An 11958-nucleotide genomic window follows, 5' to 3' on the forward strand; every position below is an offset into this window, starting at 1 on the left:
CGCGCCGAGAGCGCGCGCTACCGCGCTCCGCTCAGTAGTCGATAGTCGTGATCTCGGCGACGGGCCACTGGCTCAACACCTCGACGCCGTCGTCGCGGACGACGACCATCTCCTCGACGCGGACGCCCTGGCGGTCGGCCGGCGCCTGGGTCTCGACGGCCATCGTCATGCCTTCCTCGATCTCGATGGGGTGGTCCGGCGAGACGCCGCGCCAGATCAGGGGTACTTCGTAGAGCTGCAGGCCCAGCCCGTGGGCCCAGTGGTTCGTCGTCAGTTCCCAGTGCTCGTCGGCGCCGTACCACTCGGCGTGTTCGCCCGCCATGTCGGGGAACGCTTCGGCGATCTCGTCGGTCGTCACCCCGGGCTCGATCCGGTCGAGGACGCGATAGAGGTTCTCGACGGCCGTCTCGTAGGCGTCGCGCTGGGCGTCGGTGGGTTCGCCCAGCGAGAACGTCCGGTAGTAACAGGAGCGGTAGCCGAGATACCCGACGTTGTAGAAGTCGGCGTAGAGCAGGTCGCCGGGCCGCATCGCCCGGTCGGTCGTGTTGGCCTGGTGTTTCGGCCAGGTGTTCGGGCCCGAGGTGAGGTAGCCGCCGCCGACCGTCGCGCCGTGACGATACAGTTCCCGGACCGCCTCGCCCCACACTTCCGACTCGCGGGCTCCCGGTTTCGCGCTCTCGGTGATCCGCTGGAAGCCCGCCTCGCAGACCGCGGCGACCTGCCGGAGACACTCGACCTCGTCGCGGGTCTTGGTCTTCCGGGCGTCGTGCATGAGATCGACCGCCGGTTCGACGCGGGTCTCGATCCCCCGGTCGTCGAGCGCGTCGTGGAGTCGTCGGGCGCCCACGTCGACGCCGAGCGGCAGGTCGTCGACGCCGTATTCGGCCATCGCTTCGGCCACGAGGTCGGCCATCTTCCCCGCGAGGAAGGCCCGGGCGGAGTCGCTGCCCGAGGCGCGCGGGACGTTGCCGAGACCCGGCGCGGCGTGGCGGATATCGTCGAGCCACGGGCAGTTGTAGCGCTGGTTGGCTGCGTGGTCGGCGGTGTCCCAGTGGACCACGTCGCCCGCCTCGGTCAGCAGCGTGTAGTGGTCCGCGCCGCTCCCGCCGGTCATCGCCAGCCCCGTCACGTAGCGGATGTTCGGGTCCGAGACGAGCAACAGCCCCCCCAGCGGCGAGTCGTCGAGGCGGTCGAGCGCCCGCTCGTAGCGCTCGCGGCGCATGCGCTTCACGTCGATGCGTTCCTCCCAGTCGACCGCCATCGTCCCCCGCGTCCCCGCCATGTACTCGCGGTCGTGCATACGGGGGCTACGGCCGTCGACCCCATCAAGTTACGGCAAAAATTGCGAGGAGGGATGAAGCGTCACTCGGAGGGGTCGGGCGTGATCGGTCGCGTCTCGGTCGCCGTGGGCGTCGGCGGGTCGACGGTAACGGTCCGTTCCCGGTAGTCGCTGCGCCAGATGAGGTCGAAGCGAAGCGTCCGCGCGCCGTCGCCGCTCGGGTACTCGACGACGAGATCGCGTGCCCAGGTCGCGGTTTCGCCGGCGGCGACCGGGAGCCTGAGCCCCGCGACTGGGCCGTACGCCGGCCAGTTTCGGTTGACCGCCGCGACGAAGGTGCCGGCCACGTCGGCGGTGTTGGCGACCTCGAACCGAACGGTGACCGACTCGCCCGGTTCGGCCGTCTCGGGCGCCGTGAACGACCGCACCTCGAAGGACGCCGGCGGTCGTGCCAGCGCCGCGAGCGCGTCGTCGGCCAGCCAGGACTCGCCGCCTGGCCACGAGAGCCGCACCTCGTCGGCGTCGAGCGGCTTCGGCAGGCGGACGACGACCCAGCCGGCGAACGCGTCGCGGTCGGGGAGATACGGCCCGCCGAGGTCGAACAGCCCCCACCGCTGGGGTCCCACGTCCGTCGTCGCGCGATAGGAGACGCCGTCGGCGACGAGTTCGATCTCCTCGACGGGCGGTGCAGTCTCCGGATCGCCGGCCAGCAGGGCGACGACGAACTGCTCGTCGCGGTCACCGTAGACCCCGAGCGAATCGGGCGAGTTCGGCGCGGCGAGTTCGGGGACCACGAGCGTCTCGTCGACGAAGTCGGCGTTCGCTCCGGCGTCGGTTCCAGGTTCGGTGCCGTCCGTGGTCCCGGTCGGCGGCTCGCCGGCGGTCTCGGGCGGTGCGGTCTCGGTCGGCGTCCCCGTGGGTGTCGCGGACGGCGACCCGTCGCCCGCGCCGTCCGAGTCGCCCAGACAGCCCGGGAGGGCGACGGCGCCGGCCGCGAACCCGGCGAGGACCTCGCGTCGATTCATACCCGAACGGTCGGGCGTCCCGGATAAGGGCCTTCAGAAGGGTACAGGGGGCGTTTGAACGACCGCCGTGTCGCTACTCCACGGGTCGTCCGGCAAGTATCGCCGGAAGGTACATCCGGCGGCCGGTCCGTGTGTGAGATATGTACAAACACATCGCGCTGCTCGTCCGGCGCGAGGGGGAGCGCCACGACGAGTTCCGCGAGCGGTGGCTCGACGAGCGCGCGCCGCAGGTCCGCGAGATCGACGGCGTCGTGCGTCACCACACCGTCGTCCCGACCGGCCCCGAGGTCGCCGAGTTCGACGGGATCGCCGAGCTGTACTTCGAGTCGCTGGATGATCTGGACGCCGCCGTCGGCTCGATCGGCGCGCGCGGCGACGACCATTTCGCGGCCGGGGAACCGCGGCGGTTCGACGGCGAGGAGGTCGTTCGGAAGGACGAGACCGGGGGCGACACCGACGGGCTCTACAAGCACTCGGCGTTTCTCGTCCGGAAGCCGGGGACGAGCCACGACGACTTTCGCGACTACTGGGAGACCGAGCACACGCCGCTGGCCCGTGACATCGAGGGCGTCGTCCGCTATCACACGGTGTACCCCGTCGACCCCGAGAGCGCCGCGTTCGACGGCGTCGCGGAGCTGTACTTCGAGTCGCTGGCGGACCTGTACGACGCGCTCGGCTCGCCCGGATCGCGGGATTACGACCCGAGCAAGGAGGTGGCCGCGGCCGCCCGCGCGGACGTGGATAACTTCCTCGCCGTCGAGGACCGGCCGCGGCTCATCGGCCGCGAGACCGTCCAGTTCGACGCGACCGACGCCGAGGGGTACTGATGGTCGACGACGAACGCGGCCACGACGGCGACGACGCGGCCGATTCGACCCGAAACGAGGGGAGCGAGTACGAGCGGCAGGTCCGCGACGCGTTCCCGGAACTCGACGCGGTCACCGACGAGGACCTCCGCGATCGGGTGGTCGAGGCGTGGGTCCTGGGGCTCCGCCGGGGCGGCTGGCGCGATATCCGCGACGTGCCCTACGCCTGGAACATCAGCGAGGTGAGCAACGTCGAGCACACCCGCGGGGTGACCGAGATCGCTGTCGAGACTGCCGCAGTCCAGCGAAATCGCCACGGCGCCGCGGTCGACACCGACACCGTCGTCGCGGCCTGCCTGCTCCACGACGTGGGCAAGTGCTACGAGTACGTCGACCACGTCGACGCCGACCTGGTGGATCCGGACCCGCGCTACGCCGGCGAGACGATCCCCCACTCGCTGTCGGGCTACGCGCTCGCCCACGAGGTCGGCTGCCCGGTCGCAGTCCAGCGAGCGATCCCCCACTTCCTCGGTGAGGTGCCCGACCGAACGCTCGAAGCGGAACTCGTCACGGGCGCGAACGCCGCCTCCTCGAACGCCATCACCCAGGCGACGATGGGGATCACGCTCGACGAGTGGGTCGAACAGTACTCCCAGACGAGCGGCTGACCGGGCCACCGCGGGACGGATCGGCGGGACCGGTCGGGCCGAATCAACCGCCTACCGCCGGGTTGGCCGACCGTACCGGGGATAGCGCGCGGATTACAATTCGAGGGCGAGCCGTCGGACCGCCACATGGACCGAAAACTGACGGCGGTCGCGCTGGCGGGTATCGTCCTGTTGAGTTCCTTCGGCGTCGCGAGCGCCGCGTTCCTCGGGAGCGCCCAGGCGGGCAACCAGGCGTCGACGGTCTCCGTCTCGGCGACGGGGTCGGTGACGGCCGAACCCGACAGGGCCGTCGTCGACGTCGCCGCGACGGCGGAAGCCGACAACGCCACGGCGGCGACGGACCGGCTCGCGGACACCGTCACGACGCTCCGCGACGCCCTGACCGACGAGAACCTCTCGGTCGAATCGGTCGATACGACGAGCTACTCGGTGTTCCAGCGCACCGACAACGGGACGACCACCTACGTCGCCCGGCAGTCGTTCGCGGTGACGACCGACGATACGGACGCGGCCGGCGCCGTGATCGACACCGCCGTCGCCAACGGCGCCACCGAGATCGGCGGCGTCGCCTTCGCGGTCTCCGAGGACCGCCGCCAGGAGCTGCGCGCCGACGCCATCGACGAGGCGGTCGACGACGCCCGCGCCCAGGCCGAGGCCGTCGCCGACAGCACCGACCTCGCGCTCGGGAACGTCCGCTCCGTGTCGACGGGCGACGGGAGCGGCTTCCTCGTCCAGCGGGCCGCCGACGCGGGGACGACGGTCGAACCCAGCCCCGTCAGCGTCTCGGCGACCGTGGAGATCACCTACAACGCGACCGCGGAGTGAGGGCCGCACTGACCGTATCCGAAGTATGACGATGGATACGCACCGTTAGAGCGGGTCGAGTCCCCGCTCCTCGCGGAGGACGGAGACGTACTCGGCGATGCCGGCTTCGAGGTCGTACTCGGGGTCGTAGCCCAGGTCCTCGCGGGCCGGCGCGATGTCGAGCGTCTGGGTCCACGGCAGTTCGCCCTCGTCCGAGACCGATATCTCGGCGTCGGGCACCACCTCGCTTACCGCCTCGGCGGCCTCCCGAACCGTCGCGCACTCGCCGCGGACGTTGTAGATACGCCGCGAGAGCTCCGATTCGTCGGCGAAGGCGGCTTTCCGGAACGCCTGCGCGACGTCGCGGACGTACTGCCAGTCGATCACCTGGTCGCCGTAGTCGACGGAAAACGACTCGCCGAGGGCCGGTTTCTCGATCAGGTCGATCAGGAACGCGGAGCCGCCGGTCTCGCGGTAGGGGCCGTACGCGACCGTCGGCCGCAGCCCGACGTGGGAGACGCCGTACTCCTCCCCGTAGACGCGGGCCTGGTGTTCGTTGTACTCCTTGGTCGCGCCGTAGAGCGTGTCCGGGTACACCAGGTCGTCCTCGGTGACCCAGCCGCCGCGGTCGTTCGACTCGTAGCTCTCGGGCGGCGCGTACACCGCCGCCGAGGAGGCCCAGGCGACCCGCTCGACCTGGTCGGGGAGGGTGCGAGCGGCCTCGAAGACGTTGTTCGTCCCCTCGCAGTTCACTTCGAGGGCCGCCCGCGGGTTCGCCTCGGCCCCGTCGGTCAACAGCGCCGCGAGGTGGACCACGTGCGTCGCCCCCGTCTCCCGGACCGTCCGGACGACCGCCGTGGGGTCGGTCACGTCGCCGCCGATCACCTCGACCTCGTCGGCGACACCCAACTTCGCCAGCCGGGTCTCCTCGGTCGACAGGTCGAACGCGACCACGTCGTGACCGTGTTCGACCAGGTCGGCGGCGACGTACGCCCCGATGAAGCCGGTCCCGCCGGTCACCAGTACCGTTGCCATACCGCACGTTCGCCGACGAACTGAAAAAAGTTGCCGCAAGATCCGGTGCTGACGTTTATCCCGGAGAGCGCGACCACCTCCGAGCATGCACTGAGAGCCGCCGCGGAGCGGGGAGCGGTCGCGCGGCGCGCCGCTCCGCGGGTCGAAGCCGCCGCCTGTTCGCCCCGATTGCGTCACGAGCCCCCGCTACTCGTGGAGGCCGCCGACCTCCTCGTAGAACGACGACGCCAGTTGCTCGGCCATCTGCTCGTCCCGGTCGATGCGCACGTCGACGACGGTGGGGCGGTCGTCGGCCGTCGCGTCGGCCAGCGTCGGCTTCAGGTCCTCGGGCGCCGTCACGCGGACGCCGCGGGCGCCCATCGCCCGGGCCACCGCGACGAAGTCCGTGTCCGGGAACTCGGTGCCCGGCAACTGGTCGTCCATCTGGCGGACCATCCCGAGCGACGTGTCGTTGAGGACGACGAACGTCGGCGCGACGCCCTGCTGGACCGCCGTCTCGACGGCGGTCATCGTCATCGCGAAGCCGCCGTCGCCCGCCACCGCGACGGCGTCGCGGTCGGTCACCAGCGCCGCGGCGACCGCGGCCGGCGCGGCCCACCCCATCCCGCCGACGCCGCCGCTCCCGAAGTACGTCCGCCGGGCGGGCGTCTGGAGGTAGTTGAGCAGCCAGAAGCGGTTGTTGCCCGAGTCGGCCGTCACGATACTCTCGGCGTCGACGACCGACTCGACCGCCGCGACCGCCCGCTGGGGCTTGATGGGCACCGCCTCGGAGTCACAGGCCGGCGCGGTGAAGTCCTCGCGCGCCTCGGCCGCGCGGTCGAGCGCCCAGGTCGACTCCTCGGCTTCCTCGCCGTCGGGAAGTCGGTCGGCCAGCGCCGCCAGCGTCGCCCGCGCGTCGCCGATCAGGCCCACGTCGGCGGGGTAGACCCAGCCGGCGTTGCGCGAGTCCGCGTCGGCGTGGCAGATCGTCTGCTCGTCCGGTCTGATGAACGACGCCGCGGCCCAGTTGGTGTCCATCGGGTTGAGCCGGCAGCCGACGACGAGCAGCACGTCGGCCTCGCTGACGACGCGGTTGGCACCCTCGTGGCCGAACGACCCGACGACGCCGACGGCTCGTTCGTGAGTCTCCGCGATCGTCGACTTGCCGAGGTAGGAGGTCGCGACGGCCGCGTCCGCCGCCGCGGCGACCGCTTCGAGTTCGTCGTAGGCGCTCGCGGCGTGGACGCCGTTGCCCGCGAGGACCACCGGTCGCTCGGCGGCTTCGAGCGCGTCGACCGCCCGTTCGAGGTCGCCGTCGACCGGCCGGGCGTCCCACGTTCGGGTCTGCGCCTCGTCGTCCCACAGCGGTGGCGTCGGGTCCTCGGGTACCTCCTCGCTGACGGCGTCGCCGTCGAGGACGACGGCGCAGGGCCCTGGCCGGCCGGCGGTCGCGTGCTTGAACGCCAGCTGGAGGCTACGGACCGTCTCGGCGGGTCGGCGCGGTTCCCAGTGCTCGGCGGTCACGCCGTCGAGGATCGACGACAGGTCGAGCCCCCCGTAGTCGCCCCGGGCCGCCTGGTAGGGCGCGAGCGTCGCGTACTCGCCGCGCTCGCTCGCCTCGGTGATCACGACCATCGGCGACGAGCCCAGCCGCGCCTCCATCTGGCCGATAGCGCCGAGGCTCCCGATCCACGGCCCCTGGCCGGCGAGGACGCCCGGATCGCGCGTGATCCGCCCGGCCGCCTCGGCCATGACGCTGGCTTCGCGCTCGTCGCGCGGCCGGACCACCTCGACTTCGGAGTCGGCCAGCGCGTCGAACACCTCGACGACGCGCCCGCCCGGGTAGCCGAAGACGTACGACACGTCGAGCGCTTCCAGCGTCGCGACGATCCGCTCGGCCGTGTTCATGCTACCGAGTACCACGGCGACGGCCTTGGTAGTTCCGCGGGGGCCCGCCGGGACCCGTCCGAGTTCACCGCTTGCGGCACACACTTCCCGAGCCACCGCGTACGCGTTGTCGTGATCGGGGACCCGACCGTCGCGGGCGTCCTGCTGGCGGCGGGCGACAGCGACCGCTTCGGCGAGCGGGACAAACTGCTCGCGACGCTCGACGGCGGCCCGCTGGTCCGCCACGCCGCGCGAACGCTCGCGGACGCCGAGGTCGGTCCGGTCGCGGCGGTCGTCGATCCGGGATCGACGGGCGTCCGCGACGCACTCGCCGGTCTCGACGTCGCGGTCGTCGGGAACCCCGACGCGGCCGCCGGACAGGCGGCGTCCGTCCGCCACGGCGTCGCGTGGGCCCGCGATCGAGCCGACGCGGTCGTGTTCGCGCTCGGGGACATGCCGCGGGTCGACCCCGAGACCGTGGACCGACTCGTCGCGGCCTACCGGGACGGCCGCGGGTCCGCGCTCGCCGCGGGCTACGAGGGGGAGCGCGGGAATCCCGTCCTCTTCGACGGCCGGCACTTCGACGCGCTCGCCGCCGTCGAGGGCGACACCGGCGGGCGCGCGGTCTTCGAACGAGCCGACGACGCCGCGGTCGTCGAGACGGGCGACCCGGGTGTCCGCCTCGACGTGGACAGGCCCGGGGATCTGGACGGACTCCGGGAGTGACCGCTTAGAGCACGTCGGTGTCGACCAGCGAGACGCGCTCGCCCACGTCGTGCTCGGCGGCGTACTCGTAGACGACGTGGCTGGCCGCCACGTCCTGGATGGCCAGTCCCGTCGAGTCGAACACCGTCACGCCGGTCTCGGGCGTGCGTCCCGGCTTCTCGCCGACGATCACCTCGCCGAGCTCGCCGTGGATGTCGTCGTCGGAGAGGACGCCCTCGCTCCAGGGGACGTTGATCTCCCCGGAGTGCGTACACTGCTCGTAGTCGTCGATGACGAGCGTCGCGTCGAGCAGGATTTCGTCCGCAATCTCGTGTTTCCCGGCGGCGTCGGCGCCGATGGCGTTGACGTGGGTGTGGTCGCCGACGCTGTGGACGATGGGCTCTTCGACCGGCGTCACCGTCGAGAGCACGTCACAGCGGGCGGCTTCCTCGATGGACCCGCCGCGCACGTCGAACCGGTCCTCGAAGGCCTCGATAAACTCGGCGACCCGCTCGTCGTCGCGGTCGGCGACGACGACTTCCTCGATGGGGCGGACGGTCGCGATCGCTTCGAGCTGCGTGTAGGACTGGACGCCGGCGCCGACGATACCCATCGTCCGGGCGTGTTCGACGGCGAGGTGGTTGGTCGCGACGGCCGCGGCGGCGCCGGTGCGCTTGCGCGTGATCGTCGTCCCGTCGAGCAGCGCGAGCGGGAACGCCGTCTCGGGGTCGGAGTAGACGACGGTGCCCATCACCGTCGGGAGGTCGTGGTCGTCGGGGTTGTCCGGGTGGACGTTGACCCACTTGACCGCCGCGGCGTCCCACTCGCCGGCGTCCAGATAGGCCGGCATCGACCGGAAGTCGCCGTTGTACTGGGGCAGGTCGATGTAGGACTTGGCGGGCATCTGCGCGTCGCCGCGCGCGTCGGCGACGAAGGCGTCTTCGACCGCCGAGACGACCGCCGACATCTCGGCGGCCTCTTCGACGGCGTCGGGGTCCAGAAGCAGCGTCTGCATACGCGACCTTCCGTCGCCGCACACTTAGAGGTTCGACCGCCCGACGCGCCGAGAGCGCCCTCACGACGCCGAGACCGCCGCAGGCGTCGCTCGCAGGGGAAACAGTTTTGTCCGCTTTTGTCGTATGTTAACATTGGGGTATCAACCCATGTACACAGTCCTGCTGCCGGTCGACATGGCGGAGTCGCGGGCGACGGCGCAGGTAGAGACGGCGATCGGGCTCCCGAACGCGACCGAGGACGTGGCGGTGAAGTTGTTGCACGTGTTCCGGGAGGCCGACCGTGCCGAGGAGGCGTCGCCGCTGCAGTTGCGAGCCGGCGAGAACGCGTACGAGCGACTGGAGGAGGCCGGCCTCTCGGTCGAACCGGTCACGCGATACGGCGACCCTGCCGAGGGCATCCTCGAAGCGGCCGACGACTACGACGCGGACATGATCCTGCTCGGCGGGCGCAAGCGGTCGCCGCTCGGGTCGGTGCTGTTCGGCAGCGTCAGCCAGGAGGTGACGCTCGACGCCGAGCGGCCCGTGGTCGTCACCGGCGACCGCGAGCAACAGCACATCCCGAGTCACCGCTGTCAGAGCTGCGGCGAGGAGTACTACACCGAAGAGGACTTGGAGATCCCCTCGTGTCGCAACTGCGGCGGCACGAAGGTCGAACGCGTCGGGGAGGAGTCCGAGGAACCGGCGCCGACGGCGTAGCTCGCGGCGCGAAAACGGGAGAAAGGCAGTCAGCGGACGGTGCGGCGGTCGACGGGTAAACGTCCGGCGCCGAAGGCGCCGGTTCGCCGGACGCGAGCGAACGGAGTGAGCAAGGCGTCCGGCTTTTTTCCCCAAGTTTTTCGAGCGGAGGATTCCCGCAGCGCGCCGGAGGCGCACGAGGAACTCTCCGCTCGAAAAAGTGGGCTTACATCATGCCGCCCATACCGCCGCCCATGCCGCCCATGCCGCCGCCCATGCCGCCGGGCGCGCCGCCGGGGCCGCCGGGGCCGCCCTCGTCGCCGCCGGAGTCCGTGCCGCCGCCCTTCAGATCGCCCGCGGCGATCACGTCGTCGATGCGGAGGATCATGACCGCGGCCTCGGTGGCGGACTCGACCGCCTGGGTCTTGACGCGGAGGGGCTCGACGACGCCCTCCTCGACCATGTCGACGGTGTCGCCGGTGTAGGCGTCGAGGCCGACCTGGTGGTTCCCGGAGTCGTGCTGGGAGCGCAGGTCGACCAGCGAGTCGATCGGGTCGAGACCGGCGTTCTCGGCGAGCGTGCGCGGGACGACGTCGATGGCGTCGGCGAACGCCTCGACGGCGAGCTGCTCGCGGCCGCCGACGGAGTCGGCGAAGTCGCGCAGTTCGAGCGCGAGGTGGGCCTCGGGCGCACCGCCGCCGGGCAGGACCTGCCCGTCTTCGAGGGTCACGGAGACGACACCGAGGGAGTCCTCGATGGCGCGCTCGACCTCGTCGGCGACGTGCTCGGTGCCGCCGCGGAGGATCATTGTGACGGCCTTGGCGTCCTCGACGTCCTCGACGAAGATGCGCTCGTCGCCGGCGACGTCCTTCTGGGCGACGCTACCCGCGAAGCCCAGATCGTCCTCGGAGATGTCGTCGATGTTGGAGACGATGCGGCCGCCCGTCGACCGGGAGAGCGCCTTCATGTCGGACTTCTTCGCGCGGCGCACGGCCAGGATGCCCTCCTGGGCGAGGTAGTGCTGGGCCATGTCGTCGATGCCCTTCTGGGCGATGACGACGTCCGCACCCGCCTCTTCGAGCTTGTCGACGTACTCCTTGAGCTGCTCCTCTTCCTGGTCGAGGAACTGCTGGAGCTGGTCGGGGTCGGTGACGTTGACCTCGGTGTCGAGCTCGGTCTCGGGCACCTCGATGGCGGTGTCGAGCAGCGCCACGTCGGCGTCCTCGACGGCGTAGGGCATGTTCTCGTGGACGCGCTCCTTGTCGATCATGACGCCCTCGACGAGCTCGGACTCGTCGATGGAGCCGCCGACGACGGTCTCGAGCTGGATGTTGTCGGTGTCGACGCCCTCGTCGTCCGCGACGGACTGGACCGCGTCGACGACGAGCGAGGAGAGGGTGTCCTTGGCGTTCTCGGCGCCCTTGCCGGTCATGGCGGTGGCGGCGATGGACTCGAGGATCTCGGTGTCGTCGGCGTCGACGTCGATGGCGATGTCCTCGAGGGCCTCCTTGGCCTTCTCGGCGGCCTGGCGGTAGCCCTGCGCGAGGATAGTGGCGTGGATGTCCTGGTCGAGGAGGTCCTCGGCCTTGCCCAGCAGTTCGCCGGAGATGACGACGGCCGTCGTCGTGCCGTCGCCGACCTCGTCCTCCTGGGTCTGGGCGACCTCGACGATCATGTTGGCCGCGGGGTGCTCGATGTCCATCTCCTCGAGGATGGTGACGCCGTCGTTGGTGACGACGACCCCGCCGGAGTCGTCGACGAGCATCTTGTCCATCCCCTTCGGACCGAGTGTGGTCCGTACGGACTCGGCCACGGCCTTCCCGGCCGTGATGTTCATGGACTGTGCGTCCTTGCCCGAGGTGCGCTGAGAGTCCTCGGACATGATGATGAGGGGCTGGTTACCCATCTGCTGAGCCATAGTCAAGAGAGAGGTTGTTTGCGATTCTATATAAAAGTACCGGAGGATGTCGTCGTTGCCTTCGCTGGGCGCCCGAGGATAGTGTGTGAAGTGATATCAAAGACGTATTTATATATGGGCATCGGGTGAGAACGGCGCGTCGGCGGGCGGAATCGGCGGCG

11 protein-coding genes are annotated in these 11958 nt (G+C 70.7%); 5 read left to right on the forward strand and 6 right to left on the reverse strand.

From position 1 onward, the window contains the following. Window positions 1-31: 31 nt before the first annotated feature. Entirely contained in the window at window positions 32-1300 is a 1269-nt protein-coding gene (locus tag HZS54_RS04140; RefSeq protein WP_179920695.1) for a M24 family metallopeptidase, read from the reverse strand. A gap of 62 nt (window positions 1301-1362) precedes the next feature. Beyond that, complete coding sequence (locus tag HZS54_RS04145; RefSeq protein WP_179920696.1) at window positions 1363-2304, reverse strand: hypothetical protein; 942 nt, start codon at window positions 2302-2304, stop codon at window positions 1363-1365. 140 nt (window positions 2305-2444) lie between these two features. On the opposite strand from HZS54_RS04145, the gene HZS54_RS04150 reads away from it, so the two are divergent. The 3 genes from HZS54_RS04150 (at window position 2445) to HZS54_RS04160 (ending at window position 4603) form a co-directional block, all read left to right on the forward strand. Next, window positions 2445-3131 carry an EthD domain-containing protein gene (locus tag HZS54_RS04150; protein WP_179920697.1) on the forward strand — a complete coding sequence of 229 codons (687 nt, stop codon included), beginning with the start codon at window positions 2445-2447 and terminating at the stop codon, window positions 3129-3131. Beyond that, window positions 3131-3778, forward strand: coding sequence for an HD domain-containing protein (locus HZS54_RS04155; protein WP_179920698.1), 648 nt, complete (start codon window positions 3131-3133; stop codon window positions 3776-3778). The genes HZS54_RS04150 and HZS54_RS04155 overlap by 1 nt, the downstream gene beginning before the upstream one ends. 126 nt (window positions 3779-3904) lie before the next feature. Next, entirely contained in the window at window positions 3905-4603 is a 699-nt protein-coding gene (locus tag HZS54_RS04160; RefSeq protein ID WP_179920699.1) for an SIMPL domain-containing protein, read from the forward strand. Between the two features lie 45 nt (window positions 4604-4648). Here the strand turns inward: HZS54_RS04160 and HZS54_RS04165 are convergent, their stop codons facing one another. Beyond that, on the reverse strand, window positions 4649-5617 hold the full coding sequence (locus HZS54_RS04165; protein ID WP_179920700.1) for an NAD-dependent epimerase/dehydratase family protein: 969 nt from the start codon (window positions 5615-5617) through the stop codon (window positions 4649-4651). 186 nt (window positions 5618-5803) lie between these two features. Then, the gene (locus HZS54_RS04170) at window positions 5804-7504 is read right to left on the reverse strand and encodes a thiamine pyrophosphate-binding protein (RefSeq protein ID WP_179920701.1); all 1701 of its coding nucleotides are present in this window, start codon (window positions 7502-7504) and stop codon (window positions 5804-5806) included. Between the two features lie 111 nt (window positions 7505-7615). On the opposite strand from HZS54_RS04170, the gene HZS54_RS04175 reads away from it, so the two are divergent. Next, the gene (locus tag HZS54_RS04175; RefSeq protein WP_179920702.1) at window positions 7616-8209 is read left to right on the forward strand and encodes a nucleotidyltransferase family protein; all 594 of its coding nucleotides are present in this window, start codon (window positions 7616-7618) and stop codon (window positions 8207-8209) included. 4 nt (window positions 8210-8213) lie between these two features. On the opposite strand, the gene HZS54_RS04180 is transcribed toward HZS54_RS04175, so the two are convergent. Then, the gene (locus HZS54_RS04180) at window positions 8214-9203 is read right to left on the reverse strand and encodes an ornithine cyclodeaminase family protein (protein WP_179920703.1); all 990 of its coding nucleotides are present in this window, start codon (window positions 9201-9203) and stop codon (window positions 8214-8216) included. Window positions 9204-9351: 148 nt separating this feature from the next. On the opposite strand from HZS54_RS04180, the gene HZS54_RS04185 reads away from it, so the two are divergent. Next, the gene (locus HZS54_RS04185; RefSeq protein WP_179920704.1) at window positions 9352-9900 is read left to right on the forward strand and encodes a universal stress protein; all 549 of its coding nucleotides are present in this window, start codon (window positions 9352-9354) and stop codon (window positions 9898-9900) included. Window positions 9901-10105: 205 nt separating this feature from the next. Here HZS54_RS04185 and thsA read toward each other — a convergent pair whose 3' ends face one another. Beyond that, entirely contained in the window at window positions 10106-11785 is a 1680-nt protein-coding gene (gene thsA / locus HZS54_RS04190; RefSeq protein WP_179922931.1) for a thermosome subunit alpha, read from the reverse strand. Between the last annotated feature and the right edge of the window lie 173 nt (window positions 11786-11958).

This window comes from Halosimplex pelagicum (genome assembly GCF_013415905.1).
GTDB lineage: Archaea > Halobacteriota > Halobacteria > Halobacteriales > Haloarculaceae > Halosimplex > Halosimplex pelagicum.